This is a genomic window from Anatilimnocola aquadivae (assembly GCF_049819085.1).
GTDB lineage: Bacteria > Planctomycetota > Planctomycetia > Pirellulales > Pirellulaceae > Anatilimnocola.
Window position 1 is genome coordinate 3,915,456 of record NZ_CP187419.1, and the last position, 22,853, is coordinate 3,938,308.

15 protein-coding genes are annotated in these 22,853 nt (G+C 59.2%); 8 read left to right on the forward strand and 7 right to left on the reverse strand.

Going from position 1 to position 22,853, the window contains the following annotated elements:
* Positions 1 to 4: 4 nt before the first annotated feature.
* Positions 5 to 1,987 (forward strand): ATP-dependent helicase, encoded by a 1,983-nt coding sequence (locus NA78x_RS15675; protein WP_425619394.1) that lies wholly within the window; start codon positions 5 to 7, stop codon positions 1,985 to 1,987.
* Here the strand turns inward: NA78x_RS15675 and NA78x_RS15680 are convergent.
* Together NA78x_RS15680 and NA78x_RS15685 are read right to left on the reverse strand one after the other, a co-directional pair.
* Positions 1,984 to 2,982, reverse strand: a complete 999-nt coding sequence (locus NA78x_RS15680) for a ZIP family metal transporter (RefSeq protein WP_425619395.1) — start codon at positions 2,980 to 2,982, stop codon at positions 1,984 to 1,986. The genes NA78x_RS15675 and NA78x_RS15680 overlap by 4 nt on opposite strands.
* A 70-nt stretch (positions 2,983 to 3,052) precedes the next feature.
* Positions 3,053 to 8,512: a hypothetical protein gene (locus tag NA78x_RS15685; protein ID WP_425619396.1), complete on the reverse strand. Its 5,460-nt coding sequence runs from the start codon at positions 8,510 to 8,512 to the stop codon at positions 3,053 to 3,055.
* 283 nt (positions 8,513 to 8,795) lie between these two features.
* Here NA78x_RS15685 and NA78x_RS15690 point away from each other — a divergent pair, with 283 nt between their 5' ends.
* Both NA78x_RS15690 and NA78x_RS15695 read left to right on the forward strand, forming a co-directional pair.
* Positions 8,796 to 9,230 carry a hypothetical protein gene (locus NA78x_RS15690; protein ID WP_425619397.1) on the forward strand — a complete coding sequence of 145 codons (435 nt, stop codon included), beginning with the start codon at positions 8,796 to 8,798 and terminating at the stop codon, positions 9,228 to 9,230.
* A gap of 660 nt (positions 9,231 to 9,890) precedes the next feature.
* Entirely contained in the window at positions 9,891 to 11,618 is a 1,728-nt protein-coding gene (locus NA78x_RS15695; RefSeq protein WP_425619398.1) for an arylsulfatase, read from the forward strand.
* 4 nt (positions 11,619 to 11,622) lie between these two features.
* On the opposite strand, the gene NA78x_RS15700 is transcribed toward NA78x_RS15695, so the two are convergent.
* Positions 11,623 to 12,579, reverse strand: a complete 957-nt coding sequence (locus tag NA78x_RS15700; RefSeq protein ID WP_425619399.1) for a LysR family transcriptional regulator — start codon at positions 12,577 to 12,579, stop codon at positions 11,623 to 11,625.
* A gap of 178 nt (positions 12,580 to 12,757) precedes the next feature.
* Here NA78x_RS15700 and NA78x_RS15705 point away from each other — a divergent pair, with 178 nt between their 5' ends.
* The 5 genes from NA78x_RS15705 (at position 12,758) to NA78x_RS15725 (ending at position 19,359) form a co-directional block, all read left to right on the forward strand.
* Complete coding sequence (locus tag NA78x_RS15705; protein ID WP_425619400.1) at positions 12,758 to 15,073, forward strand: PSD1 and planctomycete cytochrome C domain-containing protein; 2,316 nt, start codon at positions 12,758 to 12,760, stop codon at positions 15,071 to 15,073.
* Between the two features lie 15 nt (positions 15,074 to 15,088).
* Positions 15,089 to 16,462: a DUF1501 domain-containing protein gene (locus NA78x_RS15710; RefSeq protein WP_425619401.1), complete on the forward strand. Its 1,374-nt coding sequence runs from the start codon at positions 15,089 to 15,091 to the stop codon at positions 16,460 to 16,462.
* 23 nt (positions 16,463 to 16,485) lie between these two features.
* Complete coding sequence (locus tag NA78x_RS15715; protein ID WP_425619402.1) at positions 16,486 to 17,859, forward strand: aspartate aminotransferase family protein; 1,374 nt, start codon at positions 16,486 to 16,488, stop codon at positions 17,857 to 17,859.
* A 31-nt stretch (positions 17,860 to 17,890) separates the two neighbouring features.
* Complete coding sequence (locus NA78x_RS15720) at positions 17,891 to 18,865, forward strand: DUF1559 domain-containing protein (RefSeq protein WP_425619403.1); 975 nt, start codon at positions 17,891 to 17,893, stop codon at positions 18,863 to 18,865.
* A 62-nt stretch (positions 18,866 to 18,927) separates the two neighbouring features.
* Positions 18,928 to 19,359 carry a hypothetical protein gene (locus NA78x_RS15725; RefSeq protein WP_425619404.1) on the forward strand — a complete coding sequence of 144 codons (432 nt, stop codon included), beginning with the start codon at positions 18,928 to 18,930 and terminating at the stop codon, positions 19,357 to 19,359.
* 474 nt (positions 19,360 to 19,833) lie between these two features.
* Here NA78x_RS15725 and NA78x_RS15730 read toward each other — a convergent pair whose 3' ends face one another.
* The 4 genes from NA78x_RS15730 to NA78x_RS15745 are packed head-to-tail and all read right to left on the reverse strand — an operon-like array spanning position 19,834 to position 22,732.
* Positions 19,834 to 20,532, reverse strand: a complete 699-nt coding sequence (locus NA78x_RS15730; protein ID WP_425619405.1) for a hypothetical protein — start codon at positions 20,530 to 20,532, stop codon at positions 19,834 to 19,836.
* Between the two features lie 8 nt (positions 20,533 to 20,540).
* A complete protein-coding gene (locus NA78x_RS15735) occupies positions 20,541 to 21,209 on the reverse strand; it encodes a PspA/IM30 family protein (protein WP_425619406.1) in 669 nt (222 codons plus the stop codon).
* Between the two features lie 38 nt (positions 21,210 to 21,247).
* On the reverse strand, positions 21,248 to 22,114 hold the full coding sequence (locus NA78x_RS15740) for a hypothetical protein (RefSeq protein WP_425619407.1): 867 nt from the start codon (positions 22,112 to 22,114) through the stop codon (positions 21,248 to 21,250).
* 15 nt (positions 22,115 to 22,129) lie between these two features.
* A complete protein-coding gene (locus NA78x_RS15745; RefSeq protein WP_425619408.1) occupies positions 22,130 to 22,732 on the reverse strand; it encodes a hypothetical protein in 603 nt (200 codons plus the stop codon).
* Between the last annotated feature and the right edge of the window lie 121 nt (positions 22,733 to 22,853).

The window sequence follows — 22,853 nt, forward strand, 5'->3', positions numbered from 1 at the left end:
CTCAATGTCGAACGGACTCAACCCACCCCAGCAGGAAGCAGTGAACACCTTGCGCGGGCCGCTGCTCGTGCTCGCGGGTGCCGGTAGCGGCAAGACCCGCGTGGTGACGTTCCGCATCGCTAACTTGATTCGCCATCGAATCCAGCCGAGTCGCATTCTGGCCGTCACGTTCACCAATAAGGCGGCTGCCGAAATGCAGGAACGCATCAGCGAACTGCTGGGCAAGCAAAAAGACAAACCGCTGATCTCGACGTTTCACTCGCAGTGCGTGAAGGTCCTCAAGCGACACATTACGAAGCTGGGCTATCCGCCGCGGTTCACTATCTACGATCGGGGTGATCAGGAGAGCCTTGCGCGCCAGGTGCTGCGCGAAATTCGGGTCTCGGACGAGATGATGCGCCCCGGTGACTTGATCAATCAGATCAGCAAGTGGAAGACTCTCTCGCTGCATCCGGCGATGACCAATCAGGTCGCGCAAACTGACAAAGAGCATCTCGCCTCCATGGCCTATCGCAAGTATCAACGCGCGCTCAAGAACTCAGGCTGCGTTGATTTTGACGATTTGCTACTCCTGACCGAAGAGCTGTTCGAAAAGCACAACGATGTGCGACTTGCCGAGGCGGGCCTGTTCGACCATGTGCTCGTGGATGAGTATCAGGACACCAACGGCAGCCAATATCGGATCATCAAGGCACTCGCGCGAGATCACCGCAACTTGTGCGTCGTGGGGGATGACGATCAGTCGATCTATGGCTGGCGCGGGGCCGAGGTCAAGCACATTTTGCAGTTCGCCAAGGATTGGCCCGACGCCAAGACCGTGCGGCTCGAATACAACTATCGCAGCACGGCCTCGATTCTCGACGCCGCCAATAAGCTGATCGTCTTTAACAAACACCGGCACGACAAGATTCTGCGGCCAGCGCGGGCTGGCGGCGAAAAGCCACGCATTCTGCAATACAACAGCGAAGTCGATGAAGCTCGCGAGATTGTCGCCGACCTCGGCCGTACGATGCGTACCGAAGGTCGCGAGGCGAAGGATTTCGCGATTCTGTTTCGCACCAACGAGCAGCCTCGGGCGTTCGAAACCGAACTACGCAAGGCAAAACTTCCCTACGTGGTACTCGGCAGCCAATCGTTCTTCGACCGCAAGGAAGTGAAAGACCTGATGGCGCTGCTGCGGACGATCGAATCGCCCCGCGATGAGCAGGCGATGCTGCGGATCATCAACACTCCGCCGCGTGGCATCGGCGCCAAGACGGTGGAAGGCATCATCGCCGCCGCCGTGAAGGATGGCAAAACCGCCTGGGATATCATGTCCGGCCCTCAGCTGAGCACCATCTGCACCGGTGCCACTGCGGAAAAAGTGCTGCGGTTTGTGGCCATGCTGAAGAAGTATCGTGCGCATGCCGACATGGTCTCCAAAGCGGGCAAGCAACGCCGCCCTGGCGCGCTGGGCGAATTGCTTCGTCAGTTGGTCACCGAAATTGGCTACGAGGCGGAGATCAATCGCCTCTATCCCGACCCTAACGAGCGGCAGAGTCGACTCGCTTCGATCGAAGAAGTTGTGAACGCCATTGCTCAGTACGAGCAAGGCAAACCCGAAGTCTCACTCGGTGACTTTTTGGACGAAGTGACGCTCGGCGAGCGTGAGTTCGGCGATACGAAGGACAAGCAACTCAGCCGCAATGCCGTGGCGCTCCTCACGATGCATGCGTCGAAAGGGCTGGAGTATCCGCACGTTTACATTGTCGGTTTGGAAGAAGGGATTCTGCCCCATCATCGCACGCTCAAGGCTGAGTCAGGCGACGATATCGACGAAGAGCGGCGACTCTGTTACGTCGGCATCACCCGCGCGCAAGAGAAGCTGACTCTTTCGTTGGCGCTCACACGCATGAAGTGGGGCAAGCCGCGTGATACCAAGCCCAGTCGCTTTTTGTACGAAATCATTGGCCAAGCCGACAACGCACGGGACAAGGGCAAACGCTAGTCGACCATTGAATGACTGTGCCCGACATCACCCGCAGGCTCTACGTGGGGCGCGGGATGCATTTCAAACTCGTGCTTTGGCTCCAAGAAGCCAATTCCCCAGGCGGCGGTCACGCCGAGCAGCAACAGCGCCGTCAAGGGAAACCGATCGTGCGCGTGAAACGCTAGTTCCGGCAACAGGTCTGCGAGTGAGATGCACAGAAACACGCCTGCGGAGAAAGCCAGCGCACATCCGATAACCAGCGATTGATTGCTGCCGAATTGGTTGACGCCCAGCACGAAGGCAATCGCGCCGAGGGGGCACATCAGGGCGAAGCAAATATTCGCGAACCAGGTGGCGCGGGCAGACCAGCCACCGGCCCCCATCAGCGAAGTGATCGAGAGGGCATCGAGCGGCTTGTGTAAGGCGACGGCCAGAAAGGTGCCAAAGCCCGCTAGGGCCAAATGCTTGTGATGCGCTTCGGCAGCGACCGCCGCTCCCAAGGCCAGGCCGTCGATCAGCGTGTGCAGCGAAAGCCCCACCGCCAAACCGATCCAGCTGAAGCGATGCGCCGCGTCTTCGGCGACTTCTTTCGCCCCCAAATGAAGCAATCCACTCTCTTGCGGACGGTGATCGTGGTCGTGCTCGCAACCGGGGCCATGCGTATGGCCGTGACTGTGTCCGTGCGAATGCTCGTGCCCCACATCGCTGGTGTCGCCATGTTCGTGCGCGTGGACATGAAAGACGCGAATCAGCAGGAACATGCCCAGCAGGCCGCCGAGCAGCCCCATGGCCGCCCAATCGAGCGCGCGGCCCTTCACGACGTGGGTCAGCTCCAGCACTCCGTGTGGCAACAGGTGCAACACTGCCACGCCGAGCATCAGCCCGCCGACAAAGCTCATCAACAATTGCATCTGCCGGTGAGAGAGCTTCATCAGCCGGGGCAAGGCACCACCGGCCAGTGAGCAAACCACAATGCAAACGCAATAGATTATCAAAAGCACATTGATTTCCATTCGCCAATCGTAGTCAAAAGTGCCCGCGGTTGACTATGGGGCATCACTGCAGATTCGTGTGATCCCGCACCTAACGATTCCAGCCTGTCGCCAGGTTCAATGGGGCGGTGAGCGAACCGTCCTTGATCTGTTCGGCCGAGTTCACCTCCAGAGTCATGTCGGCGGCCATCTCGCGCGCCGAACGGAAGACGAACGTATGCACGACGCGGTGCGAATCGGGGAAATAGGTCCGCTCGATGCGATCGGCGGGCAACGAAAGTTGCACGCGCGTGCGATAAAGCCGGGCTAGCGGCGTCTTCGGCGGGTGATTCTCGATGACTTGAATCTGCCGAGATTCACCCGGCTTGATCTCCTGGCGTATCGAGAACTCGACGCCGGGCATCCCATTCTTATCGCCAAAGATGACGGGCAGCGCCACATCGGCGGCGGTGATGCGCTGGGTTAGCAGCGACGGAGGGCTGCCGTAGCGGAGCCAGATTTTGACTTCGGCGGCGTCGACACCGCTCGGCCAATCGGGAATCGGGAACTGCAGGACCGGCGTGCGCGTTTTATTTTCAAACCGCACGTCGGAAAGCTGAAACACCAGATCCTGATGCTTCGCTTCGGAACTGACCGGGCGAAACTCGGCCCAGACGAAGCGCGGCCGCGTGATGAAATCGTTGTTGAGTTCCGTACGCAGTCGCAAGCGGAACGTCGTGGGCCGAGTTTCACCTTTGGCTTCTCCTACGTCGGGCTTCACCAGTTCCACGAAGAGGGGCTTCGCCGGAGGTTCGATATCGCCGGCGCGCTGCAGTTTGCTCGATCCAAAGGTCAGCATTTCGTCTGCTTCAAAATAGAGCTTGGGTACCGCGCCTCCTGTCTCGAACCAGAGTTGCAGAGCTTCACCGCCTGAGACCTGAATCTTCTGCTGCATCGGTTCACGCAGGCGGGGAGAAGTGACGGTCACGAGATGGTCTTGCGGCGGAATCAAATCGCCCTGAGCCGGCCACTCGCCGTATTGCCAGATTTCGTTGAACTGCAGGGGGCCACCTCCGTGCCGTTCCACATCGGCGGAAACGACGGCGAACGTCGGCTTCACGAATGATTCCTCGATCTTCGCTTTGATCAGCGAAGGAATCTTGATCTCTTCCAGCTGAAACGCGGGGAACTTGCGCAGCGTTTTGAGCGCGCTCAGTTGGGCGGTTTCGATTCCGGGCTTGGCTTCGCCGAAGAGAATAACGCGGACCTTCACATCGGGATAATCGTTCAGCGTTTTAGCCAGACGGTCGTAATCGGTAGCGTTCTGCTTTTCGCCGTTGGGCCGAATGGAGTCGTTGGCCGGATTTGGATTGCCGAGGTTGCAGTCGTTCGGCATGTTCACGCCGTCCGAAATGACAATCACCTGACGCGACTGAACTCCTTCTACCTTCTCCGCTTCTTTGATGGCTGCGGCAATCGAAGCATACAGCGGTGTCACGCCAAAGCAACGATTGACATTGAGCGTTTGCAGCTGCAGGGGCAATTCTTCACCCCAATTGCGAGCGGGCGTGTAGAGCACCTCAATGTCTTCATCGGGATGAGGATACTTCTTTTTGAATGCGGCCTCGCCGAGCACCTTCAGCATCGCCTTGCCGTCGGCAGTCAGATTGTCGATGTCGGTGGCCAGCTTGCTGTTGTCATAAAACATCTTGTCATTCGGCACAGGAAAATAATTGGCCCGGTTCGGTGTGCGATGTCCGTAAGCCATCAGACCAATCTGCATCCCGCCCTTATCGGTCACTTGCAAATCGTTGAGGATGGAGCTGAGCGCGCTATAGGCCGTTTTGAAGCGGCCATCCTTATTGGTCATGCTGGACGAGCAATCGAGCACGAAGAGAATTGCTCCGGTCGGAGAATCGTTGCCACGCACTTGCACCGTGGGGGCCGAGTAGGAAGCCCGGTCATATACGAGGGTGAGACCACCTTCCGGCTTGTCGTGATAGAGTTGGAATGGCTTCTCCCACTGATGACCGCGATACCAGACGCGTCCGGTGAGATCGACGGCCGCGCTTGTGAACTCGGCCGCATTCAACGTCGCTGGCAAAGAATGCACGGGTAACTTTTCGAGTGTCCGGCCGGAGATAGGGAGCGGAAGGCGATGGGGTTTGCCCTTGTCGCCATAAGTGACAAACTTGGCGTCAAGCTGCTTGTCTTCGCCGGTGCGACTCAGAAAAAAGCACGCGGAACCAGCAGGGAAATTGATTGGCTGTTGATCGCGGGTGCTCAGTTGCTCGGCCTTGGCAACGACGGGAATTCCTTTCTTGTCGGCACTGTCCAGCAACTGAACATTGTCGACCTCCAGCTTCAAGCCCCACGCGTGGGCATTCATGCGGTACTTCTGCAAATCGATCAATTGTTCGACGGGCTGGCCGGGCAAGTCGTATTGAAACGGCAACTGCTTGGCTTGCGCCGCACGAGAACATCGCGCGGTGACCACTTCAAAGAAAGGAGGCGTGGCATCACGCGGCAGACCGTTGCCCCAGAAGTCTTCGAGCACGCGATGCCCCTGCCAACACGTTTGATGCCAGTGATCGACTTCGCGCAGCCAGGCTGTCGGCGTGGGAAAGCCAACCGGCTCGGCGACCAGTTCCTGACTGAAGCAGCCGAGCCACGTCGCGTGACTACGCACGCGGCGATCCCACATGCTGAGATCTTGCCGCACGCGCACCGCTTCCGACGAAGCGCCGGCTTTGACCGGATTGGCTTGCATGGCCGTGTCGTAGGCACCAAACGTGTGACGCAAGGTTTGCCAGAGCGTCCGATTGTCTTTGATCTTCTGCCCGCGCAGCTGCTGGTCGATGGCCAGGACATCTTCTTTGCTCAGATCGAACGTCGTTACGTGCTCACTGTACGGGAGGCGAAACTCGTAGGTCAGCAGCTTGTGGTATTGAATCAAAAAGTCGCGGTACCCCTCGCGAAACTTCGCCTCGTCGCTGGCCGACTCTTTCGTCAGTGTCGGAGTTGGCGACTTGGCCTTCTTGGTCGCCTGTTCTTCCAGTGACCAGCTTTGCAGCGTGTTCTGGTACTTGGCGAGCAATCCTTCGACCCGATTGCCGACATACAGCGGCGTGTTCATCACCTGCTCGATGTTGCGAACCGAAGCGCCAGCGAGAAACTGATTTTCTTGTTGCTCGCGCGGGCGAGAATCGTCGGCCAGCAAGTCGAGCAACTGTCGCCACTGGCTGTCGAGTTGGCGAAACTGCTCGCTGGCGAGTTGCAACTCAGCGCGCAGGACGTTGTCCTTGTCACGGTTGAGCAGGATCGATTCCAGCCGTTCGGCGAACGTGACGTTAGCGGCGAGGACTTCGTTTAGCAGCGTGACGTTGTCGGTGAATGATTGTTCCAGGCGTGCCTGGGAGAGATCGTCGTTGGTCGTAGCGCCGGAGACATCGACAGCCGAAAGGGCCAGCCTAGAGCGGCGGAAGAACCATTCGGCCAGATAGGGATAGCGAGCCCAAATCTCATCGCGGAGGAGGAACATATCGGCCAGTGTTTCGGCTCGCTGAATGGCACCGAGGTAACCTTTGCTGGTCTCGGCATGCGCTTCTTCACCGGCTACGCCGCGCGCGATGCGCCAGTTCGTTTCCGGTCCTTCGGCAGAGTGCAAGTCGCCTAGGAAAAGCTGGTCTTCGCCGACGCGGCGCTTGGCATCGGCCTCGTTGACGAGCGTCTCGACGGCATAGTGCGCACGAACATCGAGGGGAGTTGCCGCTTGTTCTGCCAGCGAACGTGTACGCAGGCTAATGACCATTTGGCGATCAGCACTGGGGTTCGAACCGCGGGCGAGCAACTTCAGGAAGTGAGATTCAATCGGCAACTTGTCAGCAGGGACAGGCTCGCGCGGATCGACGAGCTTCAAAAACTCCAACACCTGCTTCAGTCGCTCGCTGGAGAGCGTATCGATGGGCGCTCCTTCTTCCAGGCGATTCAAGCCAAACCGCGTGAACAATTCGCTGGTGGCCCGGGGCAAATCGGACGCCGGGATATGAAAGCGCGATCTCTCCTCGGGGGGATCTTTCAGCCATTTATCGAAGGCAGCGCCATAGCCGAGTTGATTGTCGTCAGTGGCTTCTGGATTTTTGCTGCTCGCCAATTGTTCCCAGCGGGCAAGCCGCAAGTTGGTGATGGCCTGCGTCGGCGGCAGGTTGTGCCAGGCTCCGGAGTTGAACTCGTCGGAGAGCGCGGCGAACTGATTGCCGAGCCCCGCCTGATATTCTTCACCCGCGAACAGCCGCTCTTCGAGCGCCAGCAGTCGCTGCTCGAGCGAAGCCCAGCGGACAGGGTCCATGACAAAGCCCCGTCGCCACGAGAGGGGCAATTCCGAGCCCTGATCGTGCGAACCGGCCGAGCCGAGTCGTTGATAGGCCTGCCACGCTTGTCGCAGGGGACTGTCGTCGGCTTCGATCAGCCGCTTCGCTTCACCCAGGACATCGAATTGCGACTTCGACGTTTTTGGGCTGCGCCAGGCTTGCCAATAATCGGCCGAGACGAGAGGCAGATCGCGGGTGACTTCCAAACCGTCGGGGCCGATGAGCATCGGCGTTTGTCGCGTACCGCGACGTTGCTGCACGTAGCCATCGACGCGCTCGCACAGGTAGGCATGCAATTCCAGCAGCGAGACGACGCCGCGGCTCAGGTCGCGCGGATGTTCGTGGCTGGCATCGCCACGCAGGCCCATGGCCAAAAAGTGACCGAAGACAGAGCCTTTCAGTTCGGGAGCGGCCCAGGCAGTCTGGCCGGGGCTGGTGGAATTGAGCACGTACAGATTCGGATCATTCACGTGATCGACAATCGTCGACAACTGATCGGCAAAGCGGTTGTCCATCACACCGCAGCGCCACTTGGTCGAGATGCGATTGCAATCGAGCACCACCAGCTTGCGCGAGCGCTTCAGGTTCGGCAGGCTGCTGATTTCGCCCAGCAACTTTGAGAGGGGCAACCAGCGGGCGGAATCGAAGGCATCGGCATTGGGTGGCACAAGGCACGCCTGGCCGTCGGCATTCACCAGGCCATGCGCGCTGATATAGATGATGACCATGTCGTTGCGCGAGAACCAACCGGGGCCCGAAGGACTCACATCCTTCAGCCGCGAGAGGAACCGCTGGCGACTATCTTCTTCTCCCGACTGCAAATCGCTGGCCCCGATGTAGCTCAGCGGCACACTGACCCGCAGCGGCATGTTCGAGGGACTCACTTGCTTCAAGAAGGCTTCGTCCTCTTGAGCGAGGGCCAGCGGAGGCATCTGCAGCGGATAACGAGTCGCGCGAAACACGACCAGCGGAGTGTTCTTCGGCGGAATGAGGTACGCCACGAAGACGCCGAACAAGATAATGCAGCCAATCCAGAGGGCAGCTCGTTTGAACTTGTAGCGATACTCTTCGGTCGAGCCGCGAGCGATCGGCTTCTTCCAATCGACCTCGCTTTTCGGTCTGCCTGCTGCGGTCCGCTTGCCCATCCAGGCAGGACCACCCTTGCCGCCAGACTTACCTGCCGAATCGGGACTCGGACTCATATCGTCACTCGTTTTCGCTCGAATTCTTGTTCGGGGCGATCCCCAGCAGTAATCGCCAGTTGGGGAGCTTTGTTCTAGGGCGAAAGGGCGCGTTTCGCAGTCGGCCTACACATCCAGCGTAGCCGCTTCCCCGATGTTACCGGGCGGGTTTGCCGCCCGCCCTATTGTGGGGCGAACCGCCCCATCCGGCAATGCGGAATGGCTAGCAAAGCAGAAATGCCGGAACGGATTCAGCGCATCGGGGCTCTTGCGTCGGTGGTACTGACGTTGGATCATTCAGCCGATGAATGATGCACCTGGTGACAATCCGATTGACGACGCACTCATTGACGAAGTGCTGGGGCTGCTGAAGGCAGGGCAAAAGCTCCAAGCGGTTGCTCGGCTGCGCGAAGCGCTGGATCTGAGCTTGCTCGATGCGAAGCAGCTGGCCGATTCTCTCGAAGCGGTACGACTGCCGTCGGTGGCCGAGAAGGTTCCCTTATCCGCAGGCTGGCAAAGCGAAGCGGTGTCGCTGCTTCAAAAAGGGCAGAAGATGCACGCCATCAAACTCTGCCGCGCTTACACGGGCTGCAGTCTGAGCGAGGCCAAGGAACAAGTGGAGCGCCTGGCTGCCGAGCAAGGAATCGCACCGCCGCGCGGCGCTGGCTGTGCGGGGGTGTTCCTGTCGCTGATCGCGCTGGCTTTCGTCTTGGGCTCCTTTGCTTGGTACGTCGGGTGATGCTCCGCTCGCACTCTCTCGCTGACGCGGCGGGCTACTTGAGGGTCCGCCATAGCCGATCTGAAAATTATAAATATATATTGACGTAATGTCAAGTACATCTTAATGTTTAGCAAGTCGCCAATGCCCGGCGATGGCCTTCGTAAGGGGAGGGTGTGGAGTGCATTGCATCGCCCCCCTGTTCAGGGCCTGTTCAGCAGTGATCTGAACCGGTGCGAAAAGTGGTTATCAAACGGTTATCACCAAACGCTTGATTATTGAGGAAGATTGTTCGCAACTAGTTTCTAGTACGACGTTTAGGTCGAATGGACTCGCGTGAAGTATCGCGCAAAAAGTTATCAAAAGCGGGCTGCAGCGAGAGCCAACGGAGACTGTTCAACAGGGAGAGACGAGCGGAGACCCAGGCGAACTTCCATGATTTGCGGGACGAGGATTGCAGCACAAACCGCAAAAGGGGGGTGTCCAACAATAGGCTGCATTGTTGGACACGACCTAGCGTAACTCTCGGGTTTGCGAGCGATTGCTGTCCAACAATCAAGCCGATAGTTGGACAAGTTGGTTGAATCGGAGTCGTCAAGGTCGTTCGCCATGGACGCATATAGCAGCCGAGCCCGTTACACTAGCGGGCGATCATTTCTCTCCCAAGTGAGGCCTACCGCGATGCTACGACGATCGATCCCGTGCCTGTTGGCGGCCGTGCTCTTTGTTTCCCTGGTGACGACCTGCGGGGCAGCCGAGAAACCCAACATCATCCTCATCATGAGTGATGACATGGGGTTCTCCGACATTGGCTGTTACGGCGGCGAGATTCAAACGCCGAACCTCGATTCGCTGGCGGCGGGCGGGCTGCGGTTCTCGCAGTTCTATAACAATGCCCGTTGCTGTCCGACGCGGGCCAGCTTGCTGACCGGGTTGTATCCGCACCAGGCGGGCATTGGTCACATGATGGACGACTACGGCAAACCGGGTTACACCGGCAATCTGAACGCCAGCTGTCGCACGATCGCGCAGGTGCTCGGCAACGCGGGCTATCGGAGCTATGCCTCGGGCAAGTGGCACGTGACGCGCAACCTGGCGCAGGATGGCAACCACAGCAACTGGCCGCGGCAACGAGGCTTCGATCGCTTTTATGGCATGATCTCCGGCGGCGGCAGCTTTTACGATCCCTTCACGCTGTGCCGAGACAATACGCTGATTTCGCCGTTTGCCGATCCCGAGTACAAGCCCGAGCAATATTACCTGACCGATGCGATCTCGCATCATGCGGTGAAGTTCATCGGCGACCATCAGAGCCAGCACGCGAGCCAGCCCTTCTTTATGTACGTCACCTACACCGCCGCGCATTGGCCGATGCACGCGTTGCCGGAGGACATTGCCAAGTACAAAGGTAAGTACGACGCCGGCTATGCCGCGATTCGCCAGGCGCGATTGGAGAAGGCCCAGCAACTGAAGCTGGTGAGTGCCGAGCAAGGGCTTTCTCCGCAGGCGGGCAATTGGAACGACTTGAAGAACAAGGAACGTGAAATTGCCTGCATGGAAGTTTATGCCGCGATGGTCGATCGCATGGATCAAGGCATCGGCAAAATCATTGGGGAGCTGAAGCGGACCGGTCGCTTCGAGAATACGCTCATCCTTTATCTGCAGGACAATGGAGGTTGCGCGGAACAAATGGGGCGCGGTATGGCTGCGGGCCGCGAAGATGGGCCTCGCCAAGAGAAGCCCACGCGGCCGATCATCGCCGCTGAAGTGTTGCCGAATGGGCTCGTGCCACCACAAACGCGCGATGGCTATCCCGTGCGGCAAGGTCCGAACGTGATGCCCGGGCCGTACGACACTTACATCGGCTACGGCGAAGGCTGGGCGAATGTTTCGAATACGCCGTTCCGCGAGTACAAGCACTGGGTGCACGAAGGAGGCATCAGCACGCCGCTGATCGCGCATTGGCCCGCGGGTATCTCCAGCAAGGGCGAACTGCGTCATCAGGCTGGCCATCTCATCGACTTGATGTCGACCTGCATCGATTTAACCGGCGCGACCTATCCCGCCGAGGCCACACCCCTGCCGGGCAAGAGCCTGCGACCTGCGTTTGAGAATCGAGCCATCGAGCGGGAGGCGATTTATTGGGAACACGAAGGGAACCGCGCGGTTCGCAAGGGAGATCTCAAGTTGGTCTCGAAACATGGCCAGCCTTGGGAACTCTATGACATTTCGCGGGATCGCATTGAGGCGAACAACCTGGCAAAGAATGCCACTGAGAGTAATGCGCGTGCGATTGCCGAGATGTCGGCCGCCTACGATGCGTGGGCTGCTCGTTCGAACGTGGCACCGTGGCCAGCGAATCCTGCCGGTGGCAAGAAGAAAGGAGCGGGCAAAAAGAAGCAAGGATAGTCGGTTAGTTGGAGTCTTTGGTGGAGGGCAACTCGTTGCACTTTCGAATCAACGTCATCAACATTCGCGCCCATGCTTCGTGCGGCGTGCCTCGGCGGAGAACGAACCTGACGAGCCCGCGGCCAAAGTATTCGCTCATCGATCGCTCGTGGAAATGAGGACTTCGCTTTCGTGGTAGCAGGCCGTAGATGAGCGCGATGCCAAGATTTAGCTTGATGTAGGTTCGCACGGTGGATGCCAGGAAGGGTTCTACTCGCGGCGGTGGTCCATCGAACACGCGGTTGCGGTCGAGGTTCGCCGCTAACGCCGGCTGATCGGACAGGGAGTGCCGCGATGAGATTAAAGGATAGTGACGCAGGTCCGCAGGGCGCACCTTTCGCCGACTGGCGAGCGGATGACCCTTGGGAGTGATTAGCAAGGTTTCGAGTTCGTAAGCAGGTTCAATCGTTAAGCCCGGAGGTGGGCGGTCAGGAACGCTCTCGGATGTTAGTCCCAAATCGGCAGCGCCGGATTCAACAGCTTCGATTACCAGATCGTCGTGCAGTTCGAGAAATGCAACACGCAGTTGAGGAGCAGTTTTCAGCAGGGCGAGGATGGCATCGGGTAAGTCCTCCTGAATGACGCGCGGCGGTCCAGCGACCGTCAAGCGAATTTCAGCGTTGGTATGGGCGAGATCGAAGCGTTCTTTCAGGCCGTTAGTGGCGGTGATGATTGGCGTGGCGATCTCGGCCAGTAGTTGTCCCTCGGCGGTGAGTCGACAACCACGACGATGGGGCTCAATGAGTTTGACGCCGAAGTCGCGTTGCAAGGCCAGCACTTGTTCGCGGACGGTGGGATGCGTGAGCCCCATTTCCTTCGCCGCAGCTGCGAGACTGCCCAGCCTGGCCGTTTCGCAAAAGCTGCGGAGTTGTTGCAGCGTGAGTTCTTTGTAGACGTGGCTCTTGGCAGCTTGACGAGGCATGACCCAACTTTCTGATAAAGGCTAACCCTTCATCAAATGAAGATAAAACATCACTCAGCTTACACTTGAATTTTCTATGTCACCATCAGAAACTGCGCCCATGTGCAAAACCCCACTGTGTTGCCGAACGACTTTCTGCGAGCTTCGCAGCGGTCGGGCATCCTTCGGGGTTAGCAACTTGCTGGCCAGCGTACTGGTCTTGCTTATAGCCAGTGTGAGCTTCGCCGAGGACGCGGACAAAAAAGACGTGGCCTTCTTCGAGAGCAAGATTCGCCCTGTCCTGGTGAAGCATTGCTACGAGTGTCACTCGGCGGAGGCGAAGCAAGTTCATGGTGGTTTGAAGCTCGATACGCGTCACGCCATTCTGCAAGGTGGCGATAGTGGCGCGGTGCTCGTCGCGGGCCAACCCGACAAGAGCCTGCTGATCGAGGCGATTGGTTACGCGGGCGACATTCAAATGCCTCCAGCCGGCAAGATGTCTGCTGCGGAAGTCGATCTGCTTACGACTTGGGTTCGGGGAGGTGCTCCCCTGCCCGAAGACGCTTCGACAACGGCCGCGAAGAAGGGAATCGACTTTGCTGCGGGTCGCCAGTTCTGGTCGTTTGTGCCGCCGCGCGCGATGCCTCAGCCGACAGTGCGACAAACGGCTTGGCCGCAACTGCCAATCGATTCGTTCGTGCTCGCCGCCCTGGACAAACACGATCTCGTGCCGAGCGAACAGGCCGATCGCCGAACGCTGCTTCGCCGGGCGACGCTCGATCTGACAGGCCTGCCGCCGAGTGCCGCAGAGGTCGATGAGTTTACCAATGACAGCCGGCCCGATGCCTGGGAACGTGTGATCGATCGGCTCCTGGCTTCTCCGCAGTATGGCGAACGCTGGGGGAGATTTTGGCTCGATTACGCCCGCTACTCGGACGGCAATACGACCTCGCTCGAGGTTCGCGGCCAAGCGTGGCTCTATCGCGACTGGGTCGTGCGGGCTCTCGCGGCGGACCTGCCCTACGATCAGTTCGTCCTGCAGCAATTCGCCGCCGATCAACTGCCCGAATGCAGTTCGGCCGATCTGGCGGCGCTCGGGTTTCTTGGCATCAGTCCAGAGTACTGGAAGGAGCTCAAGCTCGCCCCGGCGGTGATTGAAGCGATCGTCGCCGATGAATGGGAGGAACGGATCGATGCCATCGGAAGGACCTTTCTCGGCCTCTCCATTGCTTGCGCCCGTTGTCACGATCACAAATTTGATCCCATCAGTACGGAAGACTACTACGCGCTCGCTGGCGTGCTCGCGAGTACGCAACTGACCGAGCGGTATGTGATTCCCGAAGTGGAAGCAGAGGTCGTTCGCCAAGCCGTGGACAAGGTCAAGACACTGCGTGCTGAAGTGGCCAAGCTCTCGGGAGTCAAAACCAAGAGCGAGGAAGAGACTGCGAGACTTGCCGAGATTCAGACGCAAATCAAGACAATTGAGAGCAACACGCCTCACTACCACTCCTCGACCGCCCATGGGGTGATCGACGCGGCGCTCTACGTTCTGCCCCAGGGCAAAAACGAAACCAAGTTGCAGTACAAACCGGGCGAAGCACTCGATCTGTGCGTCCACATTCGAGGCAACCCAACTCGACTCGGAGCGCAAGTGCCGCGGCGATTCCTCACCGTCCTTTCGCCAGACGGTACGAAGCCATTTCAGCAAGGCAGTGGTCGACTGGATCTGGGGAAGGCAATCTTGACCGAAGGCTCGCCCCTGGCAGCGCGCGTGATCGTCAATCGTGTTTGGAAGAACCACTTTGGTCACGGGCTGGTGGCCACGCTCAGCGATTTCGGCACGCAGGGCTCGAGACCCTCTCACCCCGAACTGCTTGACGACTTGACGTACCGTTTTGTAGAGCAGGGCTGGTCGCTCAAGTGGCTGCATCGCGAACTGATGCAATCGGCCTCTTATCGACAGGCCAGTACTTACAGCCGTGACAAGTTTCTGGTCGATCCCGACAATCGCTGGCTGTGGCGCATGAATCGGCAACGGCTCGATATCGAAGCCTGGCGAGATTCGTTGCTCGCGGCAGTTGGCAATCTCGATCTGACACGGGGCGGCCCGCCGGTGGTCCTTTCGGCAGCGGGGAATCGCCGCCGCACGCTCTACGCCAAGATCGACCGCGCCGATGTCGATGACGTTCTGCGGCTGTTCGATTTCCCCGATCCGGCCACTCATAGCCCGGACCGCGCACCCACCACCACTCCTTTGCAACAACTGTTCGTGCTCAACAGTCCCTTCATGCAACAGCAGGCCAGCGCGCTGGCGGAACTGCTGATGAAGGGTGGACCTGATGACAGTGATGCCATTATTCAGCAAGCTTACAGCCGTCTGTTCTTCCGTCAGCCAAGTGCCACGGAACTGCGCTTTGGTGTCGAGTTCCTGGGTCCGCAAGCGCCCGACGCTCAGCGGTTGCGAGAGTATGCCTTGGCCCTGCTGGGCACCAACGAGTTCCTGTATGCCGACTAAGCCAGAAAGTTGCCTGTGACCTGCATTGAGCCATCGCCGGGATTCACGCGACGCCAATTGATTGAGCGCCTCGGCGGCGGTCTGGGGTTGGCGGGGCTGCTCCCCTTGCTCACCGAAAGCTCCGCCCACGCCACGCCGCCGCAGTTCCGCCCCCGCGCCAAGCGCGTCATTCAACTCTTCATGAACGGCGGCCCCTTTCAGGCTGATTTCTTTGATCCCAAGCCGCTGCTCACCAAGTATGAAGGACAGCGACCCGAAGAAGTGATGCTGCGAACGGAGCGAGTCACCGCGGGGCTGCTCGCGTCTCCGTTCGCCTTTGCCCAACACGGCTCGAGCGGCCTGCCGATCAGCGAGTTGCTGCCGAACCTGGCAAAGTTCGCCGACGAACTGTGCGTGCTTCGTTCGCTCTATACCGACAATCCGAATCATGGGCCGGCGTTGTATCAAATGAACAACGGCACCATCACCCCGCGCCGACCCAGCATGGGATCGTGGTTCCTTTATGGCCTGGGAACCGAGAATCAGAATCTGCCCGGTTATGTCGTCCTGTGTCCCGGTCGCCCCGTGCGGTTCGCGGAGTTGTGGACAAGTGCCTTCCTCCCCGCGCAGTTTCAAGGAACCTACCTGAATCATTCCAATCTGGCACCGGCGGCGATGATCCCGTTTTTGAAGAACGGGTCGATGACCTCGACTTCGCAGCGGCAACAACTCGACCTGCTGCAAGCCTTGAATCGCGAACATCTGGCCGAGCGCGGCGTCGACAATCAACTCGACGCTCGCATTCAGTCGCTCGAGACCGCCTTTCGCATGCAGACCGAAGCGGCAGATGCCTTCGATATTCGTCTCGAGCCGCAGGCGATTCGCGCGGAATATGGCGAAGGCAAGTTTGCCGAAGCCTGCTTGCTGGCTCGTCGCTTGGCCGAGCGAGGCGTGCGGTTCACCCAGATTTATTACGGCAACGGCCAACCTTGGGACACGCACAACAAGCATCACGAACAGGTCCGCACGCTGGCGAAGGCCATCGACCAGCCCATTGCCGCCTTGCTCGCCGACTTGAAACGGACAGGCATGCTCGAAGACACGCTGGTCGTATGGGGGGGCGAGTTTGGCCGCACGCCCACTTCCGAGAGTGGCGATGGGCGTGATCACAATCATTATGGTTTCAGCATGTGGCTGGCGGGCGGCGGCGTTCGCGGTGGCATGTCCTACGGTGAGACCGATGACTTCGGCTTTCGCGCGGTGCAAAACAAAGTCCACGTTCACGATCTGCATGCCACGATCCTCTACCTGCTTGGGCTCGATCACGAAAAACTCACTTATCGCTATTCCGGTCGCGACTTCCGCCTAACTGACGTTCACGGTCGCATCGTTCACGAGATTGTTGCTTAGCCTCTCTCCTCAAAAAAATAACCATGTCACGTACCACCGATCACTTTCAACGCGCTCGTCAGTCCCTGGCCGGAGGCGTAAGCGCCTCGACGCGAGTCAATCGTGCGCTGGGCCATCCGATGTACTTTTCGCGCGCCGCCGGCTGCCAGGTTTGGGATCTCGATGGCCGCGACTACTACGACCTCTGCTGCAGTCACGGAGCCACGCTGCTGGGTCACGGCGACGAGCGGATCACGCGGGCCGTTCACGAATCCATCGCGTCGGGCGCTGCCTGTTCGTACGAAAACGAAACGCACGCTGAACTGGCAGAACTTCTGTGCGCAACGATTCCGGCCTTCGAGCGAGTGCGGTTCACCGGCTCTGGCACCGAAGCCACGATGCACACCATTCGTCTCGCACGGGCCTTTACGGGCCGGACGAAGATTCTGAAGATCGAAGGACACTTTCACGGCTATCACGACCAGGTGATGTTCGCCATTGGTACGCCACCGGAATCGCTCTCGGCCGATGCGCCCGCTGGTACCTGGGCTGCATCTTCGGGAATGCCCCGCGAGCTGGTCGAGCAACTGGTGATCGTTCCGTTCAATCGGGCCGATCTGCTGGCTGAAGCACTGGCCAAGCATGGCGATGAGTTGGCCGCGGTCATTTGCGAACCGGTCTTCTACAACGCCGGCTGCATTCTCCCTTCGCGCGAGTTCATCCGCGTGATGCGCGAAGAAACTCGCCGGCGCGGCATCTTGCTCATCTTCGACGAAGTTCAATCGGCCTTTCGCATGGGACCGGGCGGCGCGCAGCAACATCTGGGTGTCACGCCCGATCTGTGTACGGTCGGCAAAGCAGTCGGCGGAACCTATCCACTGAGCGTGTTTGGCGGCCGGGCCGATATTATGGCCCGCTTGCAACCGGACGGAGACTGCCAACACAGCGGAACGTACAACGGGCACCCAGTGATTGTCGCCGCAGCACTCGCGGCGCTCAAAGCGTATCTCGAGCCAGGCTTCTACGAGCACATCTTTGCTATCGCCGAACGCTTGTATGGTGGCATCAACGACGTCTTCGATCGCTACGACATTCCTGGTCGCGCCATCGGCCTTGGAGCGAGGTTCGGCATCTACTTCGGCATCGACGAACAACCCCGCGATTTTCGCGCTGCCCTGCAGCACTCCCGCGCACAAATGCTGCGATTCATTCGGGCCTCGATCGAACACGGCGTTTACTTTCACGACTACGGCGGCAGCGCTTGCCATCACGGCTTCTGCGCGGCAATGACCGAGGCCGACGTCGACGCCACACTCGATCGGCTCGATGCCGCCGTTAGCTCTCTGCAGCCACGCCGCGCACTCAACGGGCATGATCTCTCCTCGTCCTCTCCCAACCTAATCGACAATCCTGTGTGATAATTCCCTTCGCCTTTTCGAGGTAACTGCCATGAGCTCGAGCACGGTCATTCCGCGTAGGTTGCACGGTTTTACGCTGGTCGAGTTGTTGGTAGTCATCGCCATTATTGGCGTGTTGGTGGCCCTCTTGCTCCCCGCGGTACAAGCGGCTCGCGAATCCGCGCGGCGGATGTCTTGTACCAACAACCTGAAGCAGATGGGGCTGGCGTTGCACATGCACCACGACTCCAAACTGGTCTTGCCTCCCGGCACGACCGGCGGCGGTGGAGTGGGCACCGATGTCGGCAAACCGCCGGGACCGAATGAAGCGACCTGGGTTGCCTATCTGTTTCCCTACCTCGAACAAACCAGTCTCGATTCGCTCATCAATTGGAACCAACTCAACGCCAACTTCTACACGACGGGTGGCTTGAAAATCGCGCATCTCAAAGTCCCTTTGTTCCTCTGCCCATCCGATAGCCGCCCCGAACCCAACAACACGTATGCCCCCACGCTCTTTGGGCGCGGCAACTACGTTGCCAATAGTGGGATTGGCCCTGGGGTCGAGTATCGCCTTGGACCCGGACATACCACGCCCGCTTCGATGGCTCGGCCGGGAGGTGTTTTTCACATCAACAGTTGGTTGGCCTTTCGCTCGTTTACCGATGGTCTGACCCAAACGGTCCTGCTTTCGGAAATTCGCTGCCCCAAGGACAGTCGCGATGGTCGCGGCATCATGCACTATCCCGAAGGGCCGCTCTATCACCACAATCGCACGCCCAACAGTCTGGCGCCGGACGAGATCCGCACAGCCTGGTGCCAGACAACCGTGCAAGCGCCCTGCATTGGTGCCTACGCCGCTTACAACTCGATCCGCGATATTCGCACCGCCCGCAGCAATCATGCAGGCGGCGCGAACGTCCTGCTGGGCGATGGCAGCGTCCGGTTCGCCACTGAGTCGGTCAACCTGACGATCTGGCAGGCCATCTCGTCCCCCGACAGCGGCGAAGTTGTGGGCGACTTCTAGCCCACGCTTGAGCTCGAACTGCACTTGGCGTCTCCTGTCACCTTTTTTTGAAATGGCACCGTATGCCTGCTGCACGGCACACCACCCGCGCGTCGTTGGGATTGATCCTGATTGCCTTCGTCGCGTGCCTCGGCTGCGGCGGTAGTGCGACCACCGTTCAAGGAACAGTCACCTTCGACGGCCAGCCCGTCGACCAGGGAATGATCGAATTCGTACCCACCGACGGCACGGGCCCGGTGGCTGGCGGCACCATTGCGAATGGCAGCTATCAACTGGGCCCCGAGACACGCGTGGCCCCCGGCAACATGCTGGTTCGCATTCGCGCCATGCGACCCACGGGCAAGAAAATCAAAGCCGGGCCGCCCGCCCCCGAGGGGACCATGATCGACGATGTTCAGCAGTACATTCCGGCCAAGTACAACGAGCAAAGTACCCTCACGGCCCAGCTCGCGGCTGGTGAGGTCCGGCAAAACTTTGATCTGCGTTCACCGTAAACGTCCGCTGCGGTCCCACTCCAGTCTCCTGATTTCCGCTCGCTGAGCAGCCCGTGTTCAGTCCTGCTGATAACCGGATTTTGATAACTTTTTGCGCGATTTTTCGCAATTTTCTTCTTGTCATAACCTGTTTCCGGAAAATCGTTTGCGCCGATAATTCCACGCAATACGACGTTTTCGTGATAACCGTTTGATAACCACATTTCCTCGGTTCAAACCAAGGCTGAACAGGCCCTGAACAGGGGGGCTCGTGTTCCTCCTCCACCGTGGCGGCAGACCTCCTCGCCTGCCGATTCCTCTTTCGCTGCGCAGCTCCCCAACCATCGTCGCCAGGCGCTGTTACACCTGAAATGCTAGAAAGTACTTGACATTAAGTCAAGACATTTTAATAATGTCTGAATCGATCTTTAGCGGTGCCTGCAGTCCGGCCCGCGCTGTCCGACTGAGAATTAAATAGAGGAGAACGACTTGCCACTAAACCACGGGCCTTTCCTCGCCGCGCCAGGAGGCAACTTCCGATAGCCCTTCGATACTCGTGGCGATTTGCATCACCAGTTCTTCGGCGCGCGAGGCAGGCGCTCCCGTGTACTTGGCCAGGTGGATCATCGTCACCAGCTCGCGGACCGAGCTCAGGGTGTTCCGTAGATCGTCGTACAGACGGCGACGGACGGCTGCCAAACGAGCGATGTTGGCCCGCCGTCCTCGCTCGCTGGATGTCGCCGATCGTTCGGGCTCTTTCGCCGTGTCGTTCGCTGTAACCGCAGCGAAGTGGGGCTGTTGTAAGAGCCGGTCGAGTTCACGAATTTTGTCAGCCTGAGCATGCCATGCACTTCTCAATTCAGCAAAGCGATCTTGTTCGCGGGCCAGCACCGCATCGGACCAACCGTCCAGACTTCGTAACGCCAAATTCAATTCTGTTTCGACCTGCTGGATGGCTGTAGCAAGCTCATCGGGCGGGGATGCAGTTGCGCTCACCGCGACATCGAAGAACTCATTCGGTCTGCGATCTCGCCGCTGCAACAGCGCCGGTAGGTAGAGCGGCCAGAAGGCGATGGCCGTCAAGGTACAGAACCAGCGGTCGCGAGAATTCGAGCCCAACCACCTTTGGTGTACTGCGACCGCGACGGCGCTTCCAATCAGCAGATAGAACAGCAATGTCGTGGACAGGTTCATGGGGGGCCTCAGGCATTCAATTGGGCCTTGAGCGCGCACAACTGGGCTTCGATTTCCTCGTTGGCGAAATCGTGCGCGGCAGTGAACTCCAGCCGTGTCGCATCGCCGGTTAGTTCCGCTAGAGCTTCGGCCTCGGCTTCACTCCGCTCGACCTTACGACAGAGGCGCTCAAACTTTTGGAAAGCGTGTTCGCCGATGGGCACCGTGCTGAACTCGAGCAGCAGTCGCTGGCGGGCCGTTGCCGCGCGTTGGCGGGCGGTGAGCAATACCAGCTTGCGCCGCGCGTCGTCGGTCCGCAGTCTGAGCGACTCGATCTGGCGTCGCAACGACTGGCCCAGGTTCGCAGCTTCGTCCAGATGCCGCGCCAGGGTTGCACTCGCCGCCTCATGCTCGCGCTTGCGAAGCAGGGCGCTGCGGGCAGTTTCGTCATCCTTGCGCCGCACCGCTGCTGCGGCCCGCTCATGCCAGGTGGCGGCAGCCGCTTCTTCGGCGGAGAGCTGCCGAGCCAACAGCTTTTCTTCGGCCACAACCTTGACCGCGTTCGCCAGGGCAGCACCCACAGCTGCATCCATCTCGCGGATCGCCTGCTTGAGCAACAGCTCGGGGTCTTCGTAGCGCTCCACTAGTTCATTGACATTCGCAGACAGCAGATCGGAAAGTCGTTGCAGTAGGCCCATTTGGATATCTCCGGGTTGGGGAATTGAATTGTCAGCAGTTAAGGGTTGGCCAACATCGTCCAGAGCGAGTGAATCATGAGCGGAGTGACGGCCGTGTAGCACGCGGCCCACGACAAGACCAGCCGCTGCAGAAAGCATTCACGATGGCTGCGGCGCTCGGGAGGCAACGTGTCCGCTAGCCCAGCCAGGCTGCGATAGAGCGAGTACGTGCCAAAGAGCCCAGCCAAGAAAGGGAGCACAAGACCGATCCAAAAGGTTGCTTCGCGCACGAGTGGTGGCGCGTCAAAGATGACAATCCCCAGACCGAGCGCGGCATAGAGGGGCAAGATGCCGACGAGTGCCACCGCAGCCGTCGCTTTCGACTTCAGCGTTTGAATGACAACGTCCAGCATGGTCATCCGCACGCCGGCAAGCAAGCTGTAGAAGTACAAGCTGGGCAGGCAGATTCCCGAGGCGGCAACCAGGCCGATCGCATAGGCAAAGATCAATTGCCAAGCCGAGCCATCGAGCCAGAAGCTCAGCGACGAATGTCCGGCTGCCAGCGTCTCGAAGGCAATGACGATGGTGGAGTCGCCAGCCAACAGATCGCGAATTGGTGTTAGTCGCGGCCATTGGCCCGCGGCCGTGAACACGAGTGACAGAGCGACCCCGAAGAAGACGAAACCTAGCAGCGAGATTGCCAGAAACTTGGGCAACAACTCAGCCTGGCTCTCCGGCTGGCGGATCAGTTTTTCCAGCCGATCAGGCCGCTTCAGAATCATTTCGACCAGACCCAGCAGGTTCGTGCTCGCGGGTTCATTAGCGGCCGAGACATCTTCCGCAACTAATTCGGCGAAAGGCAAACCGTCGCTGTTGGTGTCGCTGATGAGATATAGCTTCTCGCAATGTTCTTGTACGGTCGACATGGCATTGGCCCTCGCTTAAGAAATTGCGTGAAACTGAAACAGCCCGAAGAAATAAAACAACTCGGCCCCGATCACGCCCACTAAGAACAGCCACCAGATCGGGGCCAGCGGGCGGGTTGGTTCCAAGCTGCGCATGACACGGCGAAAGACGTCCATCATGGCAACGCCAACTCCCGTGAAGACGATCAGGTTCACGATCAGCACGAAGGTTGGATGCGGCACGGCGACCGAGAAAAACCAATTGATGGGGATCGAGGCCAGCATTGCGCGGCCGCCCCAGCTGGTCGTTACCAGCGCGGCCAAGAGCGTGCTGCTCGCTGGCAATCGCGAACCGGAGAGACTGTTGAGGATGTACAACGCTGGCAACGAAATGCCCCAAGCGAGACCAGCGGCCAGTGTGCAAGCCAGCCCCTTGTAGAGCACATCGCTTGTGCCGCCCAGCAGCCCCATGGTCATGCCATAGGTTGTTGTTCCGAGGATGGCGGTCGCCATCAGAGAGCCCCAGACCCACCACCGATACCGGACGGTCCGGTTGTTCCAGGCGACCGCGAACTCTTCTGGCATCTGCAAAGCCTGGCCAACGTGTGAAATGCCTGACTGCAATCGCGAGCCGAACATAAGCGCCTCCACGGCAAAGGAAGAACGACTGTCGGTGGTTCAACCGTTGGCAGCACCAGCGCATTAACCGTGTGGCCGGAGATTACTGAAACAAGGCAGGGCTTTGCTGTTAATACCGAAA

What these genes read in the sequence shown, in the direction of transcription:
- NA78x_RS15715 (WP_425619402.1), top strand. Translation starts at nt 16,486, where the DNA reads ATGTCACGTACCACCGATCACTTTCAACGCGCTCGTCAGTCCCTGGCC.
- NA78x_RS15730 (WP_425619405.1), bottom strand. Translation starts at nt 20,532, where the DNA reads ATGAACCTGTCCACGACATTGCTGTTCTATCTGCTGATTGGAAGCGCC.
- NA78x_RS15695 (WP_425619398.1), top strand. Translation starts at nt 9,891, where the DNA reads ATGCTACGACGATCGATCCCGTGCCTGTTGGCGGCCGTGCTCTTTGTT.
- NA78x_RS15725 (WP_425619404.1), top strand. Translation starts at nt 18,928, where the DNA reads ATGCCTGCTGCACGGCACACCACCCGCGCGTCGTTGGGATTGATCCTG.
- NA78x_RS15700 (WP_425619399.1), bottom strand. Translation starts at nt 12,579, where the DNA reads ATGCCTCGTCAAGCTGCCAAGAGCCACGTCTACAAAGAACTCACGCTG.
- NA78x_RS15720 (WP_425619403.1), top strand. Translation starts at nt 17,891, where the DNA reads ATGAGCTCGAGCACGGTCATTCCGCGTAGGTTGCACGGTTTTACGCTG.
- NA78x_RS15690 (WP_425619397.1), top strand. Translation starts at nt 8,796, where the DNA reads ATGAATGATGCACCTGGTGACAATCCGATTGACGACGCACTCATTGAC.
- NA78x_RS15680 (WP_425619395.1), bottom strand. Translation starts at nt 2,982, where the DNA reads ATGGAAATCAATGTGCTTTTGATAATCTATTGCGTTTGCATTGTGGTT.
- NA78x_RS15745 (WP_425619408.1), bottom strand. Translation starts at nt 22,732, where the DNA reads ATGTTCGGCTCGCGATTGCAGTCAGGCATTTCACACGTTGGCCAGGCT.
- NA78x_RS15740 (WP_425619407.1), bottom strand. Translation starts at nt 22,114, where the DNA reads ATGTCGACCGTACAAGAACATTGCGAGAAGCTATATCTCATCAGCGAC.
- NA78x_RS15735 (WP_425619406.1), bottom strand. Translation starts at nt 21,209, where the DNA reads ATGGGCCTACTGCAACGACTTTCCGATCTGCTGTCTGCGAATGTCAAT.
- NA78x_RS15685 (WP_425619396.1), bottom strand. Translation starts at nt 8,512, where the DNA reads ATGAGTCCGAGTCCCGATTCGGCAGGTAAGTCTGGCGGCAAGGGTGGT.
- NA78x_RS15675 (WP_425619394.1), top strand. Translation starts at nt 5, where the DNA reads ATGTCGAACGGACTCAACCCACCCCAGCAGGAAGCAGTGAACACCTTG.